Here is a 24,770-nt window from a genome sequence, read left to right on the forward strand (position 1 = left end):
GGTGGGGTGGGCGGGTGCCTCGCGGAGATACCCGCCCGGGGGCCGCCTTGCCGTCGGATTCAGCCTGCGGCGAGTTGCTGGGGCGGGTTCGTGGGCGGTGGGGTCGGTTTTCTGCGGGGGAAGACCTCGCCCGGGGTGGGGATGGGGCGCGGCGGCCTCGGGGCGGCCGGGGTGGGCTCGGGGCCGGGGCCGGGTTTGGGGGCGGCCGGCTTTTCGGCGGGCTTCCTCCGGGGTGGCTTGTCGGGCTCCTGGCCGGTGTCCTGGGCGGGGAGGACGACCGTGGGGGCTGGGGAAGCCTCGGTGAGGCCGCCGGGGAGGGCCTGGAGGTGGGTGCGGGACGCGGGGATGGAGGGGGCGGCGGGGGTGGCTCGGCGGGCCGGGTGTGCGGTGGCGTGCGGGAGGTGGACTCGTGCGTCCTGTTCGGCGAGTGGCCGGCAGCGGGTGAGGAGGGTGGCTGCGGTGGGTTTGCCGCGCAGGGTCCTCAGGGCGGCGAGGTCGTCGGGGGTCGGGTGATACCCGGCGGTGAGGGCCTCTTCGAGGAGGGTGAGGTAGCCGGCTGCGGTGCCGGGGAGGGCGGCGCGGTAGCGGGCGAGGTCGGCCACCAAGAACGCACGCAACCGGGCACCCTCGCGCATCGCCTCGTCGAGCGACTCGGCGAGGCGGAGACAGTCCTGGACGTCTTCGGCCGAGGCGGGGCTGGGGTGGAGGGCGAGGGCGAGAGCGCGGCGGAGCACACGCAGCTCCTCCGCGCCGAACGCCATGCCGCCGCGGGATCCGTATGGCGTGGGCATGCGGTGACGATACGCGCTAATCAGACAAACACGGCATAGGGGGGTGGGTGTGGCGTGGGGAGCCACTCGGGTGGTGGGGTGCGCCGGGGGTGCCTGCGGCGGCCTGTGCGGGTGGGGTGGGGGTTCGCGTAGCGCCTGCGGGTGGGTTGTGGGTCGGGGCCGTGCCGGGGGGTGTCCGTCCTCGGACCGGCGGCTGGACTTAGGCCGGGAGGTGCCGCGTGTTGACGCCGGCCACTGCGGGCGGACACCCCCCGGCACGTCCCCTTGCCGCCGTACGCGACCGCGGGTGCGTGGGGGTACGCGGCCACATCTCGACGCCGGCCCAGGCAGGGCCGCGCCAACGCCGGGCGAGCCGGTCGGCGGGCGGTACTGGTGAGCGGCCCGACCGACGGAGTCACATGCGGGAGACGTTGCGTTCGTAGACCAGGCGTAGGCCGATCAGTGTCAGCCACGGCTCGTGTTCGTCGATGACCGAGGACTCGCCCAGGACCATCGGGGCCAGACCGCCCGTCGCGATGACCGTGACCTCTTCGGGGTCGTCGGCGAGTTCGCGGGCCATGCGGGTGACCACGCCGTCCACCTGGCCTGCGAAGCCGTAGATGATGCCGGACTGCATGGCCTCGACCGTGTTCTTGCCGATGACGCTGCGCGGGCGGGCCACCTCGATCTTGCGGAGCTGCGCGCCCCGGACGCCGAGGGCCTCGACCGAGATCTCGATGCCGGGGGCGATGACACCGCCGACGTACTCGCCGCGCGCGCTCACCGCGTCGAACGTCGTCGCCGTACCGAAGTCGACGACGATCGCCGGGCCGCCGTAGAGGTCGACCGCCGCGACCGCGTTGATGATGCGGTCGGCGCCGACCTCCTTGGGGTTGTCCGTGAGGATCGGCACGCCCGTCTTCACGCCCGGTTCGACGAGGACCGCGGGGACGTCGCCGTAGTAGCGGCGGGTCACCTCGCGGAGCTCGTGCAGGACCGAGGGGACCGTCGCGCAGATGGCGATGCCGTCGATGCCGTCGCCCAGCTCCTCGCCGAGGAGCGGGTGCATGCCCATCAGGCCCTGGAGGAGGACGGCCAGTTCGTCGGCCGTGCGGCGGGCGTCCGTGGAGATGCGCCAGTGTTCGACGATGTCCTCGCCGTCGAAGAGGCCGAGGACGGTGTGGGTGTTGCCCACGTCGATGGTGAGGAGCATGCCCGTTCCTACTCCGCCGCTCGCAGGTCCAGGCCGATGTCCAGGATCGGCGAGGAGTGGGTGAGGGCCCCTACGGCCAGGTAGTCGACGCCCGTGTCGGCGTACGCCTTGGCGTTGGTGAGGGTCAGCCGGCCCGATGCCTCGAGGGCTGCCCGGCCGTGCACGATCGCCACCGCCTCCTCGCAGTCGCCCGGCGTGAAGTTGTCCAGGAGGATCAGGTCCGCGCCCGCGTCCACCACTTCGCGGAGTTGGTGGAGGGTGTCCACCTCGACCTCGATCGGGACGTCCGGGAAGGTCTCCCGAACCGCCTTGAAGGCATGGGCCACGCCGCCCGCCGCCACTACGTGGTTGTCCTTGACCAGCGCCGCGTCCGACAGGGACATGCGGTGGTTGACTCCGCCGCCGCAGCGCACCGCGTACTTCTCCAGCGCGCGCAGGCCCGGCGTCGTCTTGCGGGTGTCACGGACCTTTGCCTTCGTGCCCTCCAGTACGTCCGCCCACGCGCGCGTGGCGGTCGCGATGCCCGACAGGCGGCACAGGATGTTCAGTGCGCTGCGTTCGGCCGTCAGGAGATCTCGGGTGCGGGTGGTGACCGACAGGAGCTTCTGGCCTGCCTCCACCTTGTCGCCGTCCTCCACGTGGCGCTCCACCTCGAACTCGTCCTCGCAGACGATCGAGACGACCGCTTCGGCGACCCTGAGGCCCGCCACCACGCCCGCCTCGCGCGCGACGAAGTCGGCCGTGGCGACTGCCTCTTCGGGGATGGTCGCGACCGTCGTCACGTCCACGCCGTGCGCCAGGTCCTCCTGGATGGCCACGTTGGCGATGTCCTCGACCTCGACCGGGTCGAGGCCCGCGTCGGCCAGGAGCTGGGCGAGCGCGGGGTCGAGGCCGCACTCTGCGTACTCTGCGGCCTCGTCGCCGGCACCGCAGGCGCAGTCGTCGCCGCAGCCGCCGTTCGGGGCGAGGGGAAGGTCGGGGGTGGTCACTTCTGTCACTGCTCCTGCTGTGGCTGCCGGGTCGGGGGGAAGTCTGCGGTTTCGGTGGTGTGCACGGCCAGTGTGCGGTCCGGGTTCAGGCGTACGACGATGTGGCGCCGCCATGTCGTGTCGTCGCGGTCGGGCTCGTCCTCGCGCCAGTGGCAGCCCCGAGTCTCCTCGCGGAGGTGGCCGGCGGCCACCAGGACCCGGGCCACGCACAGGAGGTTCGTGGCCTCCCAGGTGTCGACGCCGGGCTCGGCGGTCTTGCCGTTCTCGGCGAGTGCGTCGCGGGCCTCGGTGTGGAGTCGCTGGAGCTGGTCGGCGGCCTTCGTCATGGACTCGGCGGAGCGCAGGACTCCGGCGCCGTCCGTCATGATCCGCTGGATCGCGAAACGGGCCTCGGGGGCGAGCAGAGGGTGCTCGGGAGTCTCGGGGTAGGGCACCGGGTGCGGCACGCGCGCGTGGAGGCCGTTCGCCGCCCGGGAGGCCGCGATGTCCTCCACGATGCGCTCGGCGTAGACCAGGCCTTCGAGGAGTGAGTTCGAGGCCAGGCGGTTGGCGCCGTGCACGCCCGTGCAGGCGACCTCGCCGCACGCGTACAGGCCGGGGACGGTCGTACGGCCCTGCGAGTCGGTGCGTACGCCGCCGGAGGCGTAGTGGGCGGCCGGCGCTATCGGGATGGGGTCGTGCACCGGGTCGATGCCGTGGGCGCGGCAGGCGGCGAGGATCGTCGGGAAACGGTGCTCCCACATGTCGGCGCCGAAGTGCCGGGCGTCGAGGAACATGTGCTCGGCGTCCTGCTCCTGCATGCGCCGCATGATGCCCTTGGCGACGATGTCCCGGGGGGCGAGTTCGGCGAGTTCGTGCTGGCCGATCATGAAGCGCACCCCGTCGGCGTCCACCAAGTGGGCGCCCTCGCCGCGTACCGCCTCGGAGACCAGGGGCTGCTGGCCCTCCGCGTCCGGGCCGAGGAAGAGCACGGTGGGGTGGAACTGGACGAATTCCAGGTCGCTCACCTCGGCGCCCGCGCGGAGCGCCAGGGCGACGCCGTCGCCCGTCGACACCGACGGGTTCGTCGTCGCCGAGAAGACCTGGCCCATGCCGCCGGTCGCCAGGACTACCGCGGGGGCGTGGACCGCTCCCACGCCGTCGTGCTGGCCCTCGCCCATGACGTGCAGGGTGACGCCCGCCGTACGGCCGTCGGCGTCGGTGAGCAGGTCGAGGACCAGGGCGTTCTCGATCGTGCGCAGGCCACGCGCGCGTACCGCCTCGACCAGCGCTCGGGAGATCTCCGCACCGGTCGCGTCGCCGCCGGCGTGGGCGATACGGCGACGGTGGTGGCCGCCCTCGCGGGTGAGCTCCAGGCCGCCTTCCTCGGACTCGTCGAAGTGGGCGCCGGTCGCGATGAGGCGGCGTACGGCGTCCGGGCCCTCCGTCACGAGGATCCGTACGGCCTCCTCGTCGCACAGGCCGGCGCCCGCGACCAGGGTGTCGTCCAGGTGCTGTTCGGGGGTGTCGCCCTCGCCGAGGGCCGCGGCGATGCCGCCCTGGGCCCAGCGGGTGGAGCCGTCGTCGAGGCGGGCCTTGGTGACCACGACCGTCTTCAGGCCCTCGGCCTCGCAGCGCAGGGCCGCGGTGAGGCCGGCGACACCGGAGCCGACGACCACGACGTCCGCGGCGATGGACCACCCGGGCGCGGGCGCGTGCAGTCGTATGCCTGTGCTGGTCACGAGGCGGCTCCGAAGGTGAGGGGGATGTTGTCGATCAGCCGGGTCGTCCCGACCCGGGCGGCGACGGCGAGGACGGCCTCGCCGGTGAAGTCGTCCCCGTGATCGGTGATCTCCGTGAAGTCCGACGGGTCGACGAGGGCGAGGTAGTCCAGTTCGAGCGGCGGGTCGAGGCGGACGGCCTCGTCGAGGACCAGACGGGCGGCCGCGCGGACGGCCGCCGCGGCGCCGGGGACGGCCTTGGCGACGGCGTGTGCGTCGGCCGCCGCGCGGGACTCCCCTATGGCGCTGAGCGCCTCGGCACGCGCGCGTGTGGCGGGCACTTCGCGGGCACGCGCGCGCAGCGCCTCCTGCGCCGCGTGCCGGTCGCGCCCGGCGAACAGCGCCTGGGACAGGGCGAGCGCGGTGCGCCGTTCCTCCGTCGAGAGGTAGCGGTTGCGGCTGGAGAGCGCGAGGCCGTCCTCCTCGCGCACGGTCGGCACGCCGACGATCTCGACGCCGAAGTTCAGGTCGCGGACCATGCGGCGGATCAGGGCGAGCTGCTGGGCGTCCTTCTGGCCGTACAGGGCGACGTCGGGGCCGGTGAGGTGGAGCAGCTTGGCCACGACGGTGAGCATGCCGTCGAAGTGGCCGGGGCGGGAGCCGCCCTCCAGGCGCTCGCCCATGGGGCCGGCGGTGATGCGGACCTGGGGCTCGCCGCCCGGGTAGACCTCGTCGACGGCAGGGGCGAACACGGCGTCGGCGCCCGCCTGTTCGGCGACCTTGAGGTCGGCGTCCAGGGTGCGCGGGTAGCGGTCGAGGTCCTCGCCCTTGCCGAACTGCAAGGGGTTCACGAAGACGGTGACGACGACCTCGCCGTCCGGCCCCGCGATGTCGCGCGCGGTGCGGATCAGGGTGGCGTGGCCCTCGTGCAGCGCGCCCATGGTCATCACGACGGCGCGTCGGCCGGCCCGCACGCGTGCGTGCAGTTCGGCGGCGGTGCGCAGCAGGGTGGTGGTCATCGGGCGTCTCCCTCGGCGCCGTTGGTCCCGTCGGTCCCGTTGGCGAGTACCCCGAGCAGGTCCTCGGCGAGCTCCGGCTTGAGCAGTCCGTGGGCGAGCGCCCGGTCGGCGGTCGCGCGCGCCATCGCGAGGTAGCCGGCGACGGTCTGCGGGGCATGCCGCCGCAGCTCCGTGACGTGCGCGGCGACGGTGCCCGCGTCCCCGCGCGCGACGGGACCGGTCAGCGCCGCGTCACCGGAGCGCAGCGCGTTGTCGAGCGCGGCGCCGAGCAGCGGGCCCAGCATCCGGTCGGGGGCCGCGACACCCGCCTCGCGCAGCAGCTCCATGGACTGGGCGACCAGCGTCACCAGGTGGTTCGCGCCCAGCGCGAGCGCCGCGTGGTACAGCGGGCGCATCTCCTCGGCGATCCACTCGGGTTCGCCGCCCATCTCGATGACGAGGGCCTCGGCGGCCAGCCGCAGCTCCTCGGGCGCGGTGACGCCGAAGGAGCAGCCGGCCAGGCGCTGCACGTCCACGGGGGTGCCGGTGAACGTCATCGCCGGGTGCAGGGCCAGCGGCAGCGCGCCCGCGCGCAGGGCGGGGTCCAGGACCTTGGCGCCGTACCGCCCGGAGGTGTGCACCAGCAGCTGCCCCGGCCGTACGGCCCCGGTCTCGGCGAGGCCCTCGACCAGCCCGGGCAGCGCGTCGTCCGGGACGGTCAGCAGGACCAGCTCGGCGCGCGCGAGGACCTCGGCGGGCGGCACGAGCGGCACGTCGGGGAGCATCCGCTCGGCCCGTCGCCGGGAGGTGTCGGAGACTCCGGAGACGGCCACCGGGCGGTGCCCGGCGAGCTGAAGGGACGCGGCGAGCGCGGGGCCCACACGGCCGGCGCCGACGACACCGACGGTGAGCCGCGCGGGGCGGTCCTTGGGATCTGGCTGTTGGCTTGTACTCACGCGAAGGCGGCCTTCCCGTTCCAGTCCGCTCCGGGTACCGGACGATTTCTCGTCATGTTAACGCGATTGGTTCGAGGGGCGTTCGGTTGTCCACAGGCTGTGGGTTTCCCCACGCCTTTCCCGCACGTATGGACGGGTGAGGGCGTCGGTCGAAACTCGGGTGCCCACGCGGCTGGTCGGGCGGGATGATCCGGGACATGACCGATACGGCGGAGCAGGGCACACAGCAGAGCACGCGGATCACGGACGACGAACGGCGCGAGCAGCGCTTCGAGCGGCGCATAGGCGCATTCAGGAGCGCGGAGCGCGTCCTCTCGCACCTCGACTTCCTGGGCTCGCTCCGCGAGCGCCTCGCGCTCCTGGAGACGGCGCAGGACGTGTACGACCTGGACGAGCGGGCCGACCTCTACGGCAGCGGCGTCGTCGAGGCCCTGGAGAAGAAGACGGCCGCGCTGCTCGGCAAGGAGGCCGCCGCGTTCTTCCCGACGGGCACGATGGCCCAGCAGGTCGCCCTGCGCTGCTGGGCGGGCCGTACCGGCGACCCGACCGTCGCCCTGCATGCGATGGCCCACCCCGAGGTGTATGAGCGGAACGCGTTCAGCCAGGTCAGCGGGTTGCGCCCGGTGCAGTTGACGCGTGAGCCGAGGCAGCCGACCGCTGCCGAGGTCCGCGACTTCGAGGAGCCCTTCGGGGCACTGGTGCTGGAACTTCCCCTCCGCGACGCCGGTTTCCTGCTGCCGTCCTGGGACGAGCTCGTCGAGGTGGTGGAGGCAGCGCGGGAGCGCGACGCGGTGGTGCACTTCGACGGCGCGCGCCTGTGGGAGTCGACCGTCCACCTCGGCCGCCCCCTGGACGAGATCGCGGGCCTGGCGGACAGCGTCTACGTGTCGTTCTACAAGTCCCTGCGCGGATACGGGGGCGCCGCGCTCGCCGGACCTCGGACGCTGGTGGAGGAGGCGAAGGTCTGGCGGCACCGCTACGGCGGCATGCTGTTCCAGCAGTTCCCCACGGCGCTGTCGGCGCTGGTCGGCCTGGAGCGGGAGCTGCCCCGGCTGCCGGAGTACGTGACCCACGCACGCGTGGTGGCCGCCGCGCTGCGTGAGGGGTTCGCCGCGGCCGGGGTGCCGTGGGCACGCGTCCATCCCGAGGTGCCGCACACGAACGAGTTCCAGCTCTGGCTGCCGTACGACGTCGACGTCCTCTCCGAGGCCGCGATCCGGCAGGCGGAGGAGACGAGGACGGGTCTGTTCGCGGGCGCCTGGGATCAGAAGGGCCCGGGGCTGGCCTGCACCGAGGTCTGCGTCCGCGCCGCGGGCCTGGAGTGGACGGCCGAGGACGTGAAGGAGGCCGTCGCCCGGTTCGTGGCCGTGCTGGCCGAGGAGGTCAGCAGGTAGAGCGGGCCCGCGGACGCAGCCGGCGGCCCAGGGCCTGTCGTATCCGCCCAGGGGCCGGGCGTCCGGCGACGACCGCCCGGAACCGCCGGTACGCGCGCCACTCGCGTACGACCTGCCGGTCGAGGGTGCCCGGCGCCGGAGGGGCCGCCTCGCCGTGCTGCCAGGCACGGTGGGCGTCAAGGAGGTGGTGCTGCGTGATGCTCATGGTGTAGCGCCTTCTCGGGACGTAGGAGGCATGACGTATGTCGGGATCGGGCTCCGCGGCTGCCCCGGTGATCCCAGGCTTGCCCGTGTACGGCGGCCACGTCGCGTCGATTGACGGCCGCCGTCAATCGACGGCCGCGTTGTCAGTGGCGGGGTGCACCATGAGGGCATGAGCGTGAGCATCGACATCGCGGGGCTGCGGCCGGAGCGGCTGGCCGTCGTGCCCTCGCCCCTGGCCGAGCTCGGCATGGCGCTGCACGCGCTGTCGGAGGCGGGGCACCACCCGGGCCTGCAGGGCTGGGTGACGAGCGTGACGGCCCGGCTGGACCCACACCTGGCCGACCGGATGTGCGAGGCCGACTTCCTGTGGCGGACGACGTTCTCGGACCTGTTCCTGCCCTTCGCCGGCGTCCCGGGCGGCAACACACTCCCGGGGGCCACGCTCGCCGAGGACCTGGACCTGCTGGACAAGCTGACGGACGAGCAGTTCGTGGACGCGGCACTGGAGTTCACCTGCGCGCTGCCGTACGCCACGCAGGGGCCTCCGGTGCTGGCCGACGCGGAGCTGCACCGACGTGCTCTGGAGCTGGCCGCCGCGCGTGGGCCGCAGCAGTTGCGGTTCAGTGAGCGGTTGCTGGCGGATCCGCCGCGGATCCGGTCCTGGCTGCGGCAGTTCCTCCAGGACTGCGACGAGGCGTTCTTCGCCGAGGCGTGGTCCCGCCTGCGCCACCAGCTCGCGGCCGACGCCCGCCACAAGACCGACCTTCTGCGGCACAAGGGGCTGACCGAGGCGCTGACCGCGGTGTCCCCGGCGGTGAGCGTCGACGAGGCCGCCGGAAGGATCATTATCGACAAGCTGCGCCAGGGCCACACCGTCATCAAGGACAGCAGCCTGCTGCTCGTGCCGACGAGCCTGGGCTGGCCGCATCTGGCGGTGCTGCACCGGCACGGCTGGCAGCCGGTCCTGCACTACCCGGTCGGTTCCGCGGGCCTCGCCGCGCCCCCCGCCGTCGACCAGCTGATCCTGCGGATGACCGCGCTGTCCCACCCGGCGCGGATGCAGCTCTGCCGCAACCTCGCCCGCAGCACCTACACCACGGGCGAACTCGTGCAGATCCACGGCATGACTGCGCCCGAGATATCCCGGCACCTGGGCGTCCTCAAGAAGGCGGGCCTGATCACCACCCGCCGCCGAGGGCGGTACGTCCTGCACCAGCTGGACGTCACCGCGGTGGCGCGGCTCGGCAGCGACTTCCTCGAGGCGCTCCTGAGGTGACCGTCACGCTCCTGAGGTGACCGTCAGTCGAACCGGATGTGCCTGATCCCGACCCCCGCCTGCCGCAGCCGCGTCCGCAGCGTGCCCTCGGTGTTGGGCCGCAGCCGCAGCCCGGCCAGCACGGCGATGCGGTCCGCCGTCTTCGGCACCGTCGAGCGGTCCGTCCACAGGTGCTCGGCGAACTCCGGCTCACGCAGCCGCTCCAGGCAGTGGTCGAGCTGCTGCACGGCCCAGGTCTCCCGGCGCAGCGGGGCGTCCTTTCCGGCGACATACCGAAGGAGGTGTCCGAAGCCACGTTCCCGCAGCCGCCGCAGGACCGTCTCGCGCTCGGCGAGGAGGGTGAAGTGCCGTACGTCATGGCCGAGTTCGCCCAACCGCCCGACGGTCTCGGCGAAGTAGTCGGAGTTCGTGACCGTCATGGGGGCGATCACCACGCCGTCGTGCTTGGTCAGCGCGAGGTCGAGCACCTCGACGACCCCCTGTCGCCAAGCGGTCAAGTCCTGGAAGTCTCCACGCAGTTGCGGCGGCAGCATCCGCCGCAGCCCGAATCCCGGGTGCTCGGGGTCGCAGACCACGCTGCCGGGCAGGCGGCGCTGGATCTCGTACGCGGTCTGCGTCTTGCCGCCGCCGAAAGGGCCGTTGATCCACAGGAGCATGCGCAGACCCTAGTGGGCACCGGTTGACGCGGGGGCACGCCCGCTGTGCGTGAGGCGTGCCCCGCGCACCGAGGCTCGGCCGTGCCTCCTCGCGCCGATGCTCAGCCGTGCCCGCCGGCCCGCACCAGGCCCGTCTCGTACGCGAGGACGACCACCTGCACCCGGTCCCTGAGCCCCAGCTTGGTCAGGATGCGGCCCACGTGGGTCTTCACGGTCGCCTCGGACAGCACCAGCCGGGCCGCGATCTCGCCGTTGGACAGCCCCTGCGCGACCAGCACCATGACCTCGCGCTCGCGGTCGGTGAGCCGCTCCAGCTCCTTGTGCTGGGGCTCCTTGCCGGTGGACGGCAGCATGGGTGCGAACCGGTCCAGCAGGCGCCGGGTCGTCGACGGGGCCACCACCGCGTCACCGCTGTGCACCGAGCGGATGGCGGTGAGGAGTTCGCCGGGCGGCACGTCCTTGAGCATGAAGCCGGAGGCGCCCGCCTTCAGCCCGGAGAAGGCGTACTCGTCGAGGTCGAAGGTGGTCAGGATCAGCACCTTGGGCGGGTTGGCCTCCTGACAGATGCGGCGGGTGGTCTCCACGCCGTCCAGCTTGGGCATGCGTACGTCCATCAGGACGACGTCGACAGCGGTCTCCCGCAGCACCTGGAGGGCCTCGACGCCGTCGCCCGCCTCCGCGACGACCTCCATGTCCGGCTGGGCGGCGAGCACCATCCGGAACCCGGTGCGCAGCAGCACCTGGTCGTCGACGAGCATCACGCGGATCGTCATCGGGGTCCTCTTCCGTGTCTTCCGTATCCGTCTACAGCGGCGTTACAGGTGTCAACAAGGGGCATGCGCAGGCGTCAGTGTGCTGGTTTGAGCGGCAGCAGCGCACTGATGCGGAATCCTCCGCCCGGCCGGGGGCCCGCGTCCAGGGTGCCGCCGACCATGCCGACCCGTTCGCGCATGCCGATCAGGCCGTGCCCCTGGCCGTCGGCGCCGCCCTCCTCGTACAGCTCGTGCGGGGCGCCCGTGCCGTCGTCCTCGACGAGCAGGCCGAGGCCGTCGTCGAAGTAGACCAGGCGCACACTCGCGCCCGCGTTCGGACCGCCGTGCTTGCGCGTGTTCGTCAGCGCCTCCTGCACGATGCGGTACGCCGTCAGCTCGACGCCGCTGGGCAGGGGGCGCGGCGTGCCCTCGACCTTGAAGTCGACCGGGAGGCCGGACGTGCGGCACTGCTGGATGAGTTCGTCGATCTGCTCGACGTCGGGCTGCGGGACGTACTCGCCGCCCTCCTGGTGCTCGCCGGTGCGCAGCACGCCGAGCAGGCGGCGCATCTCGGCGAGGGCCTGGCGGCCGGTGGAGGAGATGGTCTCCAGGGCCTTCTTGGCCTGGTCCGGGGCGGCGTCGAGGACGTAGGCGGCGCCGTCGGCCTGCACCACCATCACGGAGACGTTGTGCGCGACCACGTCGTGCAGCTCGCGCGCGATCCGGGCGCGTTCGGCGGCAACCGCGACCTTGGCCTGCGCCTCGCGCTCCTTTTCGAGCCGGGTCGCGCGCTCCTCCAGCTGCTCGTAGTAGGCGCGGCGGGTGCGGATCGAGTCGCCGAGCACCCAGGCGAGCGCGAACGGCACCGTCAGGAAGATCACCAGGGCCACGTTGCCGATCACACTGGAGTCCTTCTCCGGCCAGCGCATCTGTGCCAGCGGCGCCGCGCACAGGCCGGCGCCCAGCGCGAGCCGGGAGGACCAGCGGGCGCCGGTCGCGGCCACGGTGTAGGTGATCACCAGGAAGGCGAAGTTGGCGGGTGTCGTCGCCACGTTCAGCACCAGCTGGGCCAGTCCCACGCCGATGGCCAGCAGCAGCATCTTCTCCGGCATGCGCCGGCGCAACGCGATCACCAGGCACAGCAGGAGGACGACCGGGATGATGACCGCCTCCGAGTCCGTGCCCGAGAGGTCCTGTCCGGCCTCCTCCCGGACGGCCACGGTGACCGCGGAGATCCCGAAGAGGAAGACGGCCCAGAAGCTGTCGACCCATGTCGGGTGCCTGCGGATGAAGTCATAGAGGCGCTGCACGTAACCCAGCGTAGGGAAGCGAGATGCGTGCAGGGGTCAACCGGAGGGCCGATCCGCACCACGCGCGCGTACTCCGCAAGGTGGAGGCTGCGTTCTCCTGTGCGCTTAGCCTGGGCCGGTGACGGCAGAGGCGACGGACGAGTGGCGCGGGTGGCGGGCGGCGGCGGAATCCGCCCTGTACGGGCCGGGCGGCTTCTACCGGCGGCCCGAGGGACCGGCCGGCCACTTCCGTACGTCCGTGCACGCGTCGTCCCTCTTCGCCGGTGCCGTGGCCCGGCTGCTGTGCCGGGTCGACGAGGCCCTGGGCCGGCCCGCGTCGCTCGACTTCGTCGACATGGCGGCGGGGCGGGGCGAGCTGATCACGGGCGTACTGGCCGCCCTGCCCGCCGACGTGGCGGCACGCACGCGTGCGTACGCCGTCGAGATCGCCGACCGGCCGCAGACCCTGGATTACCGGATCGAGTGGCTGCCCGAGCCGCCGCCGCGGATCCAGGGCCTGCTGTTCGCCAACGAGTGGCTGGACAACGTCCCCGTGGAGGTCGCGGAGGTGGACTCCGCGGGCGTACCCCGCCTGGTTCTCGTACGGCGGGACGGGACCGAGCGCCTCGGGGAGCCGGTCGCCGGGGCGGAGGCGCAGTGGCTGGCGCGGTGGTGGCCGCTGGGCGGTGCGGAGGGCGCGCGGGACGGGGAAGAGCCGGCCGGGCTGCGGGCCGAGATCGGGCTGCCGCGGGACGAGGCCTGGGCGGGCGTGGTCGCGGCACTGGACCGAGGGCTCGCGGTCGCCGTGGACTACGCGCACCGGGCCGACGCGCGACCGCCCTTCGGCACGCTCACCGGTTTCCGCGAGGGGCGCGAGACGGCGCCGGTGCCGGACGGCTCCTGCGACATCACGGCACATGTCGCACTGGACGCGTGCGCGACGGCGTGCGCGCTGCCCGGTACGCGCCTGCTCTCACAACGCGACGCGTTGCGCGCCCTGGGCATCACAGGCGCACGCCCCCCACTGGAACTGGCCTCCACCCGCCCCGCCGATTACGTACGCGCCCTCGCGACCGCGGGCGAGGCCGCCGAGCTCACCGCTATGGGCGGGCTCGGGGACTTCGGCTGGCTGGTGCAGTCGGTTGGAATTCCGGACGTACTGACGGATTGATCAGCCACTGCTCGTCAAGGTGATCAGTCCCTACTTGTCGGCGTGATCAGTCCCTACTTGTCGACGCGATCAGTCCCTACTTGTCGATGTCCCCGACCACGAAGAACATCGACCCCAGAATCGCCACCATGTCCGCGATCAGCGTCCCCGGCAGCAGCTCGACCAGCGCCTGGATGTTGTTGTACGAGGCGGAGCGCAGCTTCAGCCGGTACGGGGTCTTCTCGCCCTTGCTGACGAGGTAGTAGCCGTTGATGCCGAGCGGGTTCTCGGTCCACGCGTACGTGTGCCCCTCGGGCGCCTTCAGCACCTTGGGGAGCCGCTGGTTGATCGGCCCGGGCGGCAGCCCGGCGAGGCGGTCGAGGCAGGCGTCGGCGAGGTCGAGGGAGTTGTGGGTCTGCTCCAGCAGGCACTCGAACCGGGCGAGGCAGTCACCCTCGTCCCGGGTCACGACCTTCAGGACGTCCCCCAGCTCGCCGTACGCGAGATAGGGCTCGTCCCGGCGCAGGTCGAAGTCGACGCCCGAGGCACGCGCGATCGGCCCGCTCACGCCGTACGCGTGCACGGTCTCGGGCGTGAGGGCGCCCACGCCCCGCGTGCGCCCCCGGAAGATCTCGTTGCCGAGCACCAGGTCGTCGAACCGGTCCATGCGCGAGCGCACGTCGGCGACGGCGGCACGCGCGCGCGTGGTCCACCCGGCCGGCAGGTCCTCCTTCAGGCCTCCCACCCGGTTGAACATGTAGTGCATCCGCCCGCCGGAGACCTCCTCCATCACGTGCTGGAGCTCCTCGCGCTCCGAGAAGGCGTAGAAGATCGGCGTGATCCCGCCCAGCTCCAGCGGGTACGACCCGAGGAACATCAGGTGGTTGAGCACCCGGTTGAGCTCCGCGAGCAGCGTCCGGGTCCACACCGCCCGCTCGGGCACCTCCATGCCGAGCATGCGCTCGACGGCGAGCACGACGCCCAGCTCGTTGGAGAACGCCGACAGCCAGTCGTGGCGGTTGGCGAGCATGATGATCTGCCGGTAGTCGCGGGCCTCGAAGAGCTTCTCCGCGCCGCGGTGCATATAGCCGATCACGGGCTCCGCGCGCGTGATGCGCTCGCCGTCCAGCACGAGCTTGAGGCGCAGCACGCCGTGCGTGGACGGGTGCTGGGGCCCGATGTTGAGCACCATGTCGGTGCTCTCCGCGGCGCCGCCGATACCGACCATGGTCTCCGTCGTGGGAGTCATGGACACAGTCTCTCCTACGTACGCTGGCCTCATGGAGACGGGGAGCCCGGAGAACACGGGGACAGCGGGGGACGAGCAGGCGGGGGCCGAGCACGTGGAGGCCGAGCCGAGGTGGACCGGGCTGCCGCCCCGGCTGCTCCGCATGCGCCGACTGTTGCTGGTGGTGTGGCTGGGACTGCTGACGATCGGCCTCGCCGTGGTGCTCAACCTGTTCGCCGGGCCCGCTTGGGCGGCCTTCGCGCTGCTGCCCCTGGCACTGATGGCATGGGGCTGGGTGATGCTCGGCCGCAACTGGCGTTCGTGGCGCTACGCCGAGCGCGCCGACGACCTGCTGATCAGCCGGGGCGTGCTGTGGCGCGAGGAGACGGTGGTGCCGTACGGCCGGATGCAGCTGGTCGAGGTCACCTCCGGCCCCGTCGAGCGGCACTTCGACCTGGCCAGCGTGCAGCTGCACACGGCCGCGGCGGCCACCGACGCCACCATCCCCGGCCTCGACCCGGCCGAGGCCGAGCGGCTGCGCGACCGGCTCACCGAGCTGGGCGAGGCACGATCGGCGGGCCTGTGACGTCGCCCGGCGTCGACGACGCCGTGAGCGAGCTGCGACCCGTGACCGAACGGCGGCTGCACCCCGTGACGCCGCTCAGGCGCGCGTGGGCGCCGGTCGCGGTGCTGATCGGCTGGGCCGTGCACGACCCCGACCAGGCGCAGCGCCAGCTGACCAGGCTGACCACGACGACCCTCCTGCTCGCGCTCGCCGTGCTCGTCCCCGCGGCCGCCCTGTACGGCTTCCTCACCTGGTGGTTCACACACTTCGCGGTGACAGAGACGGACCTGCGCATCCGTACCGGTCTGGTGTTCCGGCGCACCGCGCACATCCGGCTGGAACGCATCCAGGCCATCGACGTCACCCAGCCGCTCCTCGCGCGCGTGGCGGGCGTGGCGAAGCTCAAGCTGGATGTCATAGGCACGGACAAGAAGGACGAACTCGCCTTCCTGGGCGAGGAGGAGGCGCGTGCGCTCCGCGCGGAACTCCTCGCACGCGCCGCCGGTTTCGCGCCCGAGACGGCACACGAGGTCGGCGAGGCGCCGTCCCAGCGACTGCTGCGCGTGCCACCGGGCGTCCTGGCCGTCTCCCTCCTCCTGACCGGCGCCACCTGGGGGACGCTGGCCGCCGCGATCGTCGTACCGACCGTCCTCTGGCTGGCCACCGAAAGCGTATGGACGGTGCTCGCGACCGCAGTGCCGTTGTTCGGCGCGGCGGGGGCTAGCAGCGTGGGGCGGTTCGTCACCGAGTACGACTGGACGGTGGGCGAGTCGCCGGACGGGCTGCGCCTCGACCACGGTCTGCTCGACCGGGCGCACGAGACGGTGCCGCCCGGCCGCGTCCAGACCGTACGGATCGTCGAGCCGCTGCTGTGGCGGCGGCGCGGCTGGGTGCGGGTGGAGCTGGACGTGGCGGGCTCGTCGAACTCGGTCCTGCTCCCGGTCGCCCCGCGCGAGGTCGCCGAATCGGTCGTCGCGCGCGTGCTGCCCGGTGTGCGCGTCCCCCCGCACGCGTCCCTGTCGCGTCCGCCGCGGCGGGCGGGCCGGTGCGTGCCGCTGTGGTGGCGTGGATACGGCCTGGCCGTCACGGACGCGGTGTTCGCCGCCCGCACCGGCCTGTTCCGGCGAAGCCTCGCGCTCGTCCCGCACGCGAAGGTCCAGAGCGTACGGCTGTCCCAGGGGCCCTGGGAGCGCGTGTGGGGCGTCGCCGACGTCCACGTGGACACCGGGGCGAACAAGACGGTGACAGCCCGCCTGAGGGGCGCCGAGGAGGCGGCGCAACTGCTGCGGGGGCAGGCGGAGAGGTCGCGTACGGGACGGAAGGTGGCGCGGCCGGACCGGTGGATGGCCTGAGGCCGGTCACGCCCCGAAAGGGCACCGACCGGCGTCACCCTGCCCCGCCGTCAGGAAACCGCGCTGCGCAGCCCCTGCACATCGATCTGTTCCGTCTCGTCGTGCGCCGTCAGGTCGATGACCTGACCGATCCCCCGGGACTCCTCGTCCGCCGGCTTGAACTCGGCCTCGGACTCGGCCTTGTGGAGGGCGAGGGCCTCCTGGCCGACGACGTCGGCGAGGTCCTCGTTCTGGACCGACTCCAGCGCGGAGGGCATGGCCGCCCCCCTCTTCGTACCGAAGAAGTCGAAGCCGCCGTCGATCATCGGGCGCCGTACGGGCGTCGCCGGGACGACGGCCACGGCGGTCGGCGCGATGAAGTGACCCGCGGGCTGCTGCGACGGGATCGAACCGGCCGGGGGCAGGGCGGGACGGGCCACGGCGGGTGCGTCCGCCGTGGCGACGGCACCCGTCTCCGCGACGGCACCCGTCTTGGCGAGGGCGTCCGTCTTGGTCAGGGCGTCTGCCGTGGTGTTGGCGGCCGCGCGCTCGTGCCCGTCGACCGCCTCGGGCTTCCCCTGCGCTTCGTCCTCCAGCGCGGGCTCCTTCTCGGATCCGCCGACGTGCTGGGCCTCGGTGGTCCGTGCCGCCGCGGTCTGCGCCTCGGTGGCTCCCGAACCGTCCTTCGCGGACTCGTCGTTGGACCGGCCGTAGCCCTTGGGGGGCTCGTTGTTCGGAGGCTCGTCCTTGACGGACTCGCTGCCCTTGACGGACTCGGCCACCTGCACGGGCTCGGTGTCCTGCGTGGAATCGGCCGCCTGCACGGACTCGGCGTCCTGCACGGACTCGCCGTCCTCCGCGGGCTCCTCCCCGTCGAACCGCGCCAACGCCGCCTTGGCCCGCAGGAACAGCCGGGATCCCTCCGGCGAGAAGACCGCCGGAGTCGCCGGGGTCTCCTCGGCGGACTCGGTCCCCGCACCCTCCGCCTCGGCCTCGGCAGGGGCAGCCACAGCCCCCGTCTCCTCCGCCGAAGAGGCGTCGACCGGCGCCGGCGGCAACGCGCGCGTGGGCGCCGTCGCCTCTATCTCCAGAACCCGGCGCTCCTCCAGGACGCTCGCCCGCTCGGTCTCCGCCGTGGCGTACCGGCGCAGCAGCGCCGCGTGCTCGTTGCGCAGTCCCGCGAGCTCCGCCCGCTTGCCCCGCAGCCGCTGCTCCAGCTTCATGCGCAGCTCGCGCGACTCCTCGAGGTCGGTCTCCAGCTCGGCGACCCGTTCCTCGTACCGCCACTCGTCACTCGCACGCGCGCGCGTGAGGTCGGCCACCTTCTTGCCGGCCTGAGTGTCCCAGCGGCGCATGACGACCGCACCGACGACCGCCGTCGCCGCGGCGGCCCCGGCAAGGCCGCGCAGCACCAAGGCCTCGGTGAACACCCAGGGGGCGAGGGCGCAGACGACGGAGACGCCTGCGATCGCCGACGGGGGCAGCAGCCTGTGCAAGGGCGGGGAATGACGGTGACGTCCACGTGGCATGGCCAGAAACTTACCGCGCGTAGGCGAATCTTGTTGCCCCGCCCCGTAAAAAGACAGCCATCGCGAGTCGTTCACACGGCATCAGGAATCAGATCCGGCACAGAATTAACCAAGAACCAAGATCACAAAGCCCCGCCGGCCATCTCTCCGGCCATCCCGACGGCCATCCCCGCGGCCCTCCCGTCGGCCATCTCACCTGCCGCTCAGCCGCCCGCTCATCCACTCCAGCGTCCCCGGAATCTCCCGTCGCCAGGTGTTGAAGTTGTGCCCGCCGCTTTCGAGGATGATCGACGAGATGCGTGTCAGCTTCGTGGCCTTCACGCGCTCAATGAACTTCAGCGTGGCCTTGTAGTTGGATTCTCCAACTTTGCTGCTGCTGACGAGCAGTGAAGTGTCCGGAGCCGGCATGTGCTTGAGGTACCACCACAGGTTCGCGCGATTGCGCAGTTCCTCGTCGCCCTGGAAGAGATCGCCGGTCGTGGCGTCGATCGGCGCGTTGTAGTACGCGGAAAGCCCCGCCCCCGCCGCGTACACCTTCGGATGGTGCATCGCGAGCTTCAACGCGCAGTAGCCGCCGGTCGAGTCACCGATGATTCCCCAGCTGCCGGGCCCGCCGCCCACCCTGTAGTGGCTGTTCACGGCCTCGGGCAGATCGGCCGCGAAGAACGTCTCGGTCTGCGGGCCCCCGGGAATGTCCACGCACTCCGTGTCCCGGGGCGGCGCCACGGTCGGCCGCATCATCACCAGGATCATCGGCTCCATACGGCCCTGAGCGGCGAGCCTGGCGGCCGTACGCGGATAGTCGAGCTTGTCCACCAGCGCCTGGGCCGTACCGGGATAGCCGGTGAGGACGACGGCCGCCGGGAACCTGCGCGTGCGGTATTCCGGCTGAAAATACTCGGGCGGCAGATAGACGAAGGCGGGCGTGGCGATGTGCGACGTCCGGCCCACGATGTCGACCTTCTGGATCTGACCGCCCAACGGCGGACTGGAGCTCGCCGCCCCCGGCACCCGACGCGTGTCCACGACCCGCAGCGGCCCGCGTTCCGGCGTGTGGTCCACGACCACGCCCTGATCCTTCTCCTGCCCGAACAGATCGGCCCAGCTGGCGTAGAACCCGAAGGCCTGGTTGGCGCCGAGGCCGACCGCCATGAAGAGCGCCAACTGCGTGGAGAACAACAGGCCCACGCGTCCGCTCACCGCCCGCCAGCCGCGCCGCGCCAGGCGCGGCCACAGCCACACCGTGCCGACGAACAGCCCTACGGCGGACAGAACCGCCAGCGCCAGCACCTTGTCGCTCGTGAGACCCATCGATGGTTACCTGTCCGCACTTTCCGCCCGGTTCCGCGCTTCCTGCGCGCTGCCTCCCCCGCACCTTCGCAAGGGCTTGCCCCGGACTTTCCTTGGCCTTTGAAACGGTTTTGGGGAGCCGAGTGAACCTCTCCCCTCGAGACACCGTCCTAGAGGGCGCAATGTCGCCGGATGCCCGAATCGGCACCGGATCCAAGGTCTCTCGCGGAACACTGGGATGCGATGTCTGTCAGGACAGATGTGGAAATGTCGGGCAAGGTTCCTCAACGATCGAGCCAGGTTGGCCATCTGACGAGCCGCGTACGGCAGCTGCTGCGCGGCCCGCGCCCCGAGGCCGTTCCCGCCCTCGTCGGCAGGGCCTGCGCCCTGGTGGGCCTGCTGAACATCGCAGCGGGCGTCTTCCCGCGCTTCCGGCACAGCCGTATGCACGCCATCGCCGAGGTGCTTCCGGGCGCGTTCGGGCCGTTCGCGGCCGCACTGTCGCTCAGCGCGGGCGTGCTATTGCTGCTGCTCGCCCACGGCCTCAAGCGCGGCAAGCGCCGGGCCTGGCGCGCGGCGGTCGTCCTGCTGCCGGCCGGAGCCGTGGCGCAGTTCATGTACCGCCACTCCGTCGTGGGCGTGCTCATCTCGGTCGTGCTGCTCACCGCGCTGCTGCGCCACCGCGACCAGTTCGCGGCGCTGCCCGACCCGCGCAGCAGGTGGCGCGCGCTGGCCAACTTCGTCCTCATGAGCGCCGGTTCCCTCGCCCTCGGGCTGGTCATCGTCAGCGCCCACCCGGGCACGCTGGTGGGCGACCCCAGCCTGGCCGACCGCATCAGCCACGTCCTGTACGGCCTGTTCGGCTTCGAGGGCCCGGTCGACTACCAGGGCAACACCTCCTGGACGGTCGCCTTCTCCCTCGGCGCGCTCGGCTGGATCACCGCGGTCACCACGATCTACCTCGCCTTCCGCCCCGAACACCCCGCCGCCCACCTCACCGAGGACGACGAGACGCGCCTGCGCGCCCTGCTCGCCAAGCACGGCGGCCGCGACTCCCTCGGCCACTTCGCGCTGCGCCGCGACAAGGCCGTCGTGTTCTCCCCCAGCGGCAAGGCCGCGGTGACGTACCGCGTCGTCTCCGGCGTGATGCTGGCCAGCGGCGACCCCATCGGCGACGTCGAGGCCTGGCCCGGCGCCATCGAGCGCTTCATGGACGAGGCCAAGGCCCACTCCTGGACCCCGGCCGTCATGGGCTGCTCCGAGACCGGCGCCGAGGTGTGGACCCGCGAGACCGGGCTCGACGCCCTCGAACTGGGCGACGAGGCGGTGGTGGACGTCCCGGATTTCTCGCTCGCCGGCCGCGCGATGCGCAACGTACGTCAGATGGTCAAGCGCATCGAGCGCGCCGGTTACGAGACCCGGGTACGTCGTGTCCGTGACCTCGGCGACGCCGAGCTGGAGCGCATCCGCCGCGCCGCCGAGGACTGGCGCGGCACCGACACCGAGCGCGGCTTCTCCATGGCGCTGGGCCGCGTCGGCGACCCGTCCGACGGCGACTGCCTCATCGCCACCGCCCACAAGGCCGACGAGGAGCCGGGAGAGTACGGCGACCTCAAGGCGATCCTCCACTTCGTGCCGTGGGGCACGGACGGGGTCTCCCTGGACCTGATGCGCCGCGACCGCTCGGCCGACCCCGGCATGAACGAACTCCTCATCGTGGCCGCCCTCCAGGCCGCCCCGAAGTTCGGCATCGCGCGCGTGTCCCTCAACTTCGCCATGTTCCGCTCCGCTCTGGCACGCGGCGAGAAGATCGGCGCGGGCCCGGTGCTGCGCGCCTGGCGGGGCCTGCTCGTCTTCCTCTCCCGCTGGTTCCAGATCGAGTCCCTGTACAAGTTCAACGCCAAGTTCCAGCCCCGCTGGGAGCCCCGCTTCGTCGTCTACCGGGCCTCCGGCGACCTGCCCCGCCTCGGCTTCGCCGCCATGCAGGCGGAGGGCTTCGTGAACCTGGCACTGCCGTTGCCGCGCTTCCTTCGCCGCCGCACGGCCGCTCGGCGCCCCTGCCCCCACCAGGTGGCGGAGCGGGAGGTCCGCGCGGCATAGGCGCGGCCACCCGCGACAGGCCCGAGCGGAAGCCCGTCCCCCAGGCTTCCGCTCGGGCCACCGCACGTTCCGGCCCCTGCTTGGGCCTACGCTGAACGTATGAGCAAGCAGAGCGGACGCGGGCGCGTCGCGGGCCTTCCCGAGTGGGACCGGTGCGCGGTCATGGGAGTCGTCAACGTGACCCCCGATTCCTTCTCCGACGGCGGCCGCTGGTTCGACACGACGTCCGCCGTCAAGCACGGCCTCGCCCTCGTCGAGGAGGGCGCCGACCTGGTCGACGTCGGCGGTGAGTCCACCCGCCCCGGCGCCACCCGGGTCGACGAAGACGAGGAACTGCGCCGCGTCGTCCCCGTCGTCCGCGGCCTCGCCGCCGAGGGCGTCACGGTCTCCGTCGACACCATGCGCGCCTCCGTCGCCGAGCAGGCCCTCGCCGCCGGCGCCGCCCTCGTCAACGACGTCAGCGGCGGCCTCGCCGACCCCGCGATGATCCCGGTCGTCGCCGACGCCGGCGCCCCCTTCGTCGTCATGCACTGGCGCGGCTTCCTGCAGGGCGGGAATGTCAAGGGCGTGTACGCCGACGTCGTCGCCGAAGTCACCGCCGAGCTCCACGCGCGCGTGGAGGCCGTGCTGGAGGGCGGCATCGCCCCCGACCGCATCGTCGTCGACCCGGGTCTCGGCTTCTCCAAGGACGGCGAGCACGACCTCGTCCTCCTCGCCCATCTCGACCGGCTCCTCGGCCTCGGCCACCCCCTCCTCGTCGCCGCCTCCCGCAAGCGGTTCCTCGGCCGCGTCCTCGCCGGCCCTCAGGGCGCCCCGCCGCCCGCGCGCGAGCGAGACGCCGCCACGGCCGCCGTTTCGGCGCTGGCGGCGCACGCCGGCGCGTGGGCGGTGCGCGTGCACGAGGTGCGCGCCACGGCGGACGCGGTGCGCGTCGCACGCGCCATCGAGGAGGCGCGTGCCGCCGAGAACGCGCCCAGCGCGAACAGCGCTGAAGGAGCCCGGTGAGCGCCCCCCACACCGACGTCGAACAGGTGGAAGCCGCCAACACCGCCTTCTACGAGGCCATGGAGCGCGGCGACTTCGAAGAGCTCTCCTCGCTCTGGCTCACCCCGGCCGACCTCGGCGTCGACGAGGAGTACCACGACCCGGCCGACAGCGGCGTGATCTCCTGCGTGCACCCCGGCTGGCCGGTGCTCACCGGACGCGGCGAGGTCCTCAGGTCGTACGCCCTGATCATGGCGAACACCGACTACATCCAGTTCTTCCTCACCGACGTGCACGTCTCCGTCACCGGCGACACCGCCCTGGTGACCTGCACCGAGAACATCCTCAGCGGCGGCCCCGCCCCTGACGGCGGGGAGGAACTCGGCCCGCTCGTGGGCCAGCTCGTGGTCGCCACCAACGTGTTCCGGCGCACACCCGACGGCTGGAAGATGTGGTCCCACCACGCCTCCCCGGTTCTGGCCGAAAACGACGCGGAAGAAGGCGACGCCGGCACCCCCTGAGTGGGTAGGCGCCCCTCAGGGACGTCCACAGGGACGAACCCAGGCAACGTACGGACATACAGGGACGCACACGGATACGACGCCCGGGGTGCCACTCGCAAGAGGGGCCGCGGGGCTCCGCCGGGACCAAGAAGTGGTTGGAATCACGCGTCTACGGGTAGGCGCGGCTACCAACCCGTGAGCCACCGGATTCCCCAGGGGAAACGCGCGATGAATCCTCCTGGCCCCGGACCGGGCCCACGCCCCCGTGGCCCGGCCCTGTCAGTGCCCGCAGGTAGATTCGTTCGAGGCCGGTGTGCCGCCCGCACGCGGCAGCGACCGGCCGTCACCGACGATTGCAGGAGTGATTCGCGTGGATCGTGTCGCGCTGCGCGGCCTGAAGGCCCGCGGGTACCACGGTGTGTTCCCCGAGGAACGCAGGGAGGGCCAGACCTTCGTCGTGGACCTCGTCCTGGGCCTGGACACCCGGCCCGCCGCCGCCGACGACGACCTGGCGAAGACCGTGCACTACGGCATCGTGGCGGAGGAGGTCGTGGCCGTCGTCGAGGGCGAGCCCGTCAACCTCATCGAGACGCTCGCGGAGCGCATCGCCCAGGCCTGCCTGAAGCACGAACAGGTCCAGGAGGCCGAGGTCACCGTCCACAAGCCGGACGCGCCGATCACGGTCCCCTTCGACGACGTGACCGTCACCATCACCCGGAGCCGAGTATGACCGCGTCCTTCACCGAGGGTCACAGCGACCCGACCGTACAGCCGGTACCCGCCTCCGTCGTCGAGCAGGTCGACGCCGCCGACACCACCCTCAGCAACCCGAAACGGGCCGTGATCTCCCTCGGCGCCAACCTGGGGAACCGCCTGGAGACCCTCCAGGGCGCCATCGACGCGCTGGAGGACACCCCCGGCGTCCGCATCAAGGCCGTGTCCCCCGTGTACGAGACGGAGCCGTGGGGCGTGGAGCCGGGAAGCCAGCCGTCCTACTTCAACGCGGTCGTCGTCCTCAAGACCACGCTCCCCCCGTCCTCCCTGCTGGAGCGGGCCCACGCGGTCGAGGAGGCCTTCCACCGCGTACGGGACGAGCGCTGGGGCGCGCGCACCCTCGACGTCGACATCGTCGCGTACGCCGACGTCGTCTCCGACGACCCGAACCTCACCCTCCCCCACCCGCGCGCCCACGAGCGCGCCTTCGTCCTGGCCCCCTGGCACGACGTCGAGCCGCAGGCTCAGCTTCCCGGCCGCGGCCCGGTGGCCGACCTTCTGGCCGGCATCACCCGCGAAGGCGTCGTACCGCGCCAGGACCTGGAACTCCAGCTGCCCGAATAGTCGTTAAGGTCAAGACGACACATTCCGTGGGTACTCGGGGGAGCTGAAGGGACGCCGTGAGAGAGCTGCGCATCAGGATGCTGGCCGGTGTGTTCATCGTCGCCGGAGTCCTGTCCTGGGCGGGCGCCCGCCTGTGGAACTCCGTCGGGACCCTGCCCAGCGTCCCGCTGGCCGCACCCATCGTCCTCGCCCTGATCGCCGTGGTCCTCCTGGCCACGGCGATCTCGATCCGCGCCCGCCTCAAGGCCCAGCGCGAACGCCGCCCCGAGGCCAAGGGCGTCGACCCCCTGATGGCCGCCCGCGCCGTCGTCTTCGGCCACGCCAGCGCCCTGGTCGCCGCCCTCGTCTCCGGCATGTACGGCGGCACCGGCGTCTTCCTGCTGGAATCCCTCGACATCCCCGCCCGCCGCGACCAGGCCATCTATGCCGGCTTCTCGGTCCTGGCCGGCATCGCCGTGATAGCGGCAGCCATCTTCCTGGAGCGCGTGTGCAAGCTTCCGGAGGACGACGAGCACAATGGGGCCGGGGCGGCGCCGACGGTGTAGCGCGGGATCA

24 protein-coding genes are annotated in these 24,770 nt (G+C 72.2%); 11 read left to right on the top strand and 13 right to left on the bottom strand.

From position 1 onward, the window contains the following. Positions 1–59 precede the first annotated feature (59 nt). From ABD932_RS19625 to ABD932_RS19650, 6 genes are all read right to left on the bottom strand, one after another. Positions 60–761 carry a hypothetical protein gene (locus ABD932_RS19625; protein ID WP_345015384.1) on the bottom strand — a complete coding sequence of 234 codons (702 nt, stop codon included), beginning with the start codon at positions 759–761 and terminating at the stop codon, positions 60–62. Between the two features lie 424 nt (positions 762–1,185). Then, on the bottom strand, positions 1,186–1,983 hold the full coding sequence (locus ABD932_RS19630; RefSeq protein ID WP_250086640.1) for a type III pantothenate kinase: 798 nt from the start codon (positions 1,981–1,983) through the stop codon (positions 1,186–1,188). Between the two features lie 8 nt (positions 1,984–1,991). Further along, positions 1,992–2,972, bottom strand: a complete 981-nt coding sequence (gene nadC / locus ABD932_RS19635) for a carboxylating nicotinate-nucleotide diphosphorylase (RefSeq protein WP_345014503.1) — start codon at positions 2,970–2,972, stop codon at positions 1,992–1,994. 5 nt (positions 2,973–2,977) lie between these two features. Continuing rightward, positions 2,978–4,693: an L-aspartate oxidase gene (locus ABD932_RS19640; RefSeq protein WP_345014505.1), complete on the bottom strand. Its 1,716-nt coding sequence runs from the start codon at positions 4,691–4,693 to the stop codon at positions 2,978–2,980. Then, positions 4,690–5,691, bottom strand: a complete 1,002-nt coding sequence (gene panC, locus ABD932_RS19645) for a pantoate--beta-alanine ligase (RefSeq protein ID WP_345014507.1) — start codon at positions 5,689–5,691, stop codon at positions 4,690–4,692. Before panC ends, ABD932_RS19640 begins: the two co-directional genes overlap by 4 nt. Further along, positions 5,688–6,626: a Rossmann-like and DUF2520 domain-containing protein gene (locus ABD932_RS19650; protein WP_345014509.1), complete on the bottom strand. Its 939-nt coding sequence runs from the start codon at positions 6,624–6,626 to the stop codon at positions 5,688–5,690. Before ABD932_RS19650 ends, panC begins: the two co-directional genes overlap by 4 nt. A 197-nt stretch (positions 6,627–6,823) precedes the next feature. Here ABD932_RS19650 and ABD932_RS19655 point away from each other — a divergent pair, with 197 nt between their 5' ends. Beyond that, the gene (locus tag ABD932_RS19655; protein ID WP_345014511.1) at positions 6,824–8,020 is read left to right on the top strand and encodes a threonine aldolase family protein; all 1,197 of its coding nucleotides are present in this window, start codon (positions 6,824–6,826) and stop codon (positions 8,018–8,020) included. On the opposite strand, the gene ABD932_RS19660 is transcribed toward ABD932_RS19655, so the two are convergent. After that, complete coding sequence (locus tag ABD932_RS19660) at positions 8,010–8,225, bottom strand: hypothetical protein (protein ID WP_345014513.1); 216 nt, start codon at positions 8,223–8,225, stop codon at positions 8,010–8,012. The two genes, ABD932_RS19655 and ABD932_RS19660, sit on opposite strands and share 11 nt — an antisense overlap. A 168-nt stretch (positions 8,226–8,393) precedes the next feature. Here ABD932_RS19660 and ABD932_RS19665 point away from each other — a divergent pair, with 168 nt between their 5' ends. Further along, a complete protein-coding gene (locus ABD932_RS19665) occupies positions 8,394–9,500 on the top strand; it encodes a DUF5937 family protein (RefSeq protein ID WP_345014515.1) in 1,107 nt (368 codons plus the stop codon). A gap of 23 nt (positions 9,501–9,523) precedes the next feature. Here ABD932_RS19665 and ABD932_RS19670 read toward each other — a convergent pair whose 3' ends face one another. The 3 genes from ABD932_RS19670 to ABD932_RS19680 all read right to left on the bottom strand — a co-directional run bounded on the left by ABD932_RS19670 (position 9,524) and on the right by ABD932_RS19680 (position 12,218). Beyond that, positions 9,524–10,156: an AAA family ATPase gene (locus ABD932_RS19670; RefSeq protein WP_345014517.1), complete on the bottom strand. Its 633-nt coding sequence runs from the start codon at positions 10,154–10,156 to the stop codon at positions 9,524–9,526. Positions 10,157–10,257: 101 nt separating this feature from the next. After that, on the bottom strand, positions 10,258–10,929 hold the full coding sequence (locus ABD932_RS19675) for a response regulator transcription factor (RefSeq protein WP_345014519.1): 672 nt from the start codon (positions 10,927–10,929) through the stop codon (positions 10,258–10,260). A gap of 74 nt (positions 10,930–11,003) precedes the next feature. Then, complete coding sequence (locus ABD932_RS19680; protein ID WP_345014521.1) at positions 11,004–12,218, bottom strand: sensor histidine kinase; 1,215 nt, start codon at positions 12,216–12,218, stop codon at positions 11,004–11,006. A gap of 118 nt (positions 12,219–12,336) precedes the next feature. Here ABD932_RS19680 and ABD932_RS19685 point away from each other — a divergent pair, with 118 nt between their 5' ends. After that, positions 12,337–13,368, top strand: coding sequence for an SAM-dependent methyltransferase (locus tag ABD932_RS19685; protein WP_345014522.1), 1,032 nt, complete (start codon positions 12,337–12,339; stop codon positions 13,366–13,368). A 76-nt stretch (positions 13,369–13,444) separates the two neighbouring features. On the opposite strand, the gene ABD932_RS19690 is transcribed toward ABD932_RS19685, so the two are convergent. Next, positions 13,445–14,596 carry an NADH-quinone oxidoreductase subunit D gene (locus ABD932_RS19690; protein WP_126394017.1) on the bottom strand — a complete coding sequence of 384 codons (1,152 nt, stop codon included), beginning with the start codon at positions 14,594–14,596 and terminating at the stop codon, positions 13,445–13,447. Between the two features lie 31 nt (positions 14,597–14,627). On the opposite strand from ABD932_RS19690, the gene ABD932_RS19695 reads away from it, so the two are divergent. Further along, the gene (locus ABD932_RS19695; RefSeq protein ID WP_345014525.1) at positions 14,628–15,161 is read left to right on the top strand and encodes a PH domain-containing protein; all 534 of its coding nucleotides are present in this window, start codon (positions 14,628–14,630) and stop codon (positions 15,159–15,161) included. Next, positions 15,158–16,492: a PH domain-containing protein gene (locus ABD932_RS19700; protein ID WP_345014527.1), complete on the top strand. Its 1,335-nt coding sequence runs from the start codon at positions 15,158–15,160 to the stop codon at positions 16,490–16,492. The genes ABD932_RS19695 and ABD932_RS19700 overlap by 4 nt, the downstream gene beginning before the upstream one ends. A 50-nt stretch (positions 16,493–16,542) precedes the next feature. Here the strand turns inward: ABD932_RS19700 and ABD932_RS19705 are convergent, their stop codons facing one another. Then, the gene (locus tag ABD932_RS19705) at positions 16,543–18,000 is read right to left on the bottom strand and encodes a hypothetical protein (RefSeq protein WP_345014529.1); all 1,458 of its coding nucleotides are present in this window, start codon (positions 17,998–18,000) and stop codon (positions 16,543–16,545) included. Between the two features lie 192 nt (positions 18,001–18,192). Continuing rightward, positions 18,193–19,311, bottom strand: a complete 1,119-nt coding sequence (locus ABD932_RS19710; protein WP_345014531.1) for an alpha/beta hydrolase — start codon at positions 19,309–19,311, stop codon at positions 18,193–18,195. Positions 19,312–19,557: 246 nt separating this feature from the next. Here ABD932_RS19710 and ABD932_RS19715 point away from each other — a divergent pair, with 246 nt between their 5' ends. The 6 genes from ABD932_RS19715 (at position 19,558) to ABD932_RS19740 (ending at position 24,760) form a co-directional block, all read left to right on the top strand. Further along, complete coding sequence (locus tag ABD932_RS19715; RefSeq protein ID WP_345014533.1) at positions 19,558–21,390, top strand: phosphatidylglycerol lysyltransferase domain-containing protein; 1,833 nt, start codon at positions 19,558–19,560, stop codon at positions 21,388–21,390. A gap of 99 nt (positions 21,391–21,489) precedes the next feature. After that, positions 21,490–22,395, top strand: coding sequence for a dihydropteroate synthase (gene folP, locus ABD932_RS19720; protein ID WP_345014536.1), 906 nt, complete (start codon positions 21,490–21,492; stop codon positions 22,393–22,395). Beyond that, positions 22,392–22,895 carry a nuclear transport factor 2 family protein gene (locus ABD932_RS19725; protein ID WP_345014538.1) on the top strand — a complete coding sequence of 168 codons (504 nt, stop codon included), beginning with the start codon at positions 22,392–22,394 and terminating at the stop codon, positions 22,893–22,895. Before folP ends, ABD932_RS19725 begins: the two co-directional genes overlap by 4 nt. A gap of 352 nt (positions 22,896–23,247) precedes the next feature. Continuing rightward, positions 23,248–23,607 (top strand): dihydroneopterin aldolase, encoded by a 360-nt coding sequence (gene folB, locus ABD932_RS19730; RefSeq protein WP_126394009.1) that lies wholly within the window; start codon positions 23,248–23,250, stop codon positions 23,605–23,607. Beyond that, positions 23,604–24,215: a 2-amino-4-hydroxy-6-hydroxymethyldihydropteridine diphosphokinase gene (folK, locus tag ABD932_RS19735; RefSeq protein WP_345014540.1), complete on the top strand. Its 612-nt coding sequence runs from the start codon at positions 23,604–23,606 to the stop codon at positions 24,213–24,215. Before folB ends, folK begins: the two co-directional genes overlap by 4 nt. Before the next feature lie 56 nt (positions 24,216–24,271). Then, on the top strand, positions 24,272–24,760 hold the full coding sequence (locus ABD932_RS19740) for a DUF3180 domain-containing protein (protein ID WP_345014542.1): 489 nt from the start codon (positions 24,272–24,274) through the stop codon (positions 24,758–24,760). The last annotated feature ends 10 nt before the right edge of the window (positions 24,761–24,770 follow it).

The sequence above is a fragment of the Streptomyces shaanxiensis genome (assembly GCF_039537145.1).
GTDB lineage: Bacteria > Actinomycetota > Actinomycetes > Streptomycetales > Streptomycetaceae > Streptomyces > Streptomyces shaanxiensis.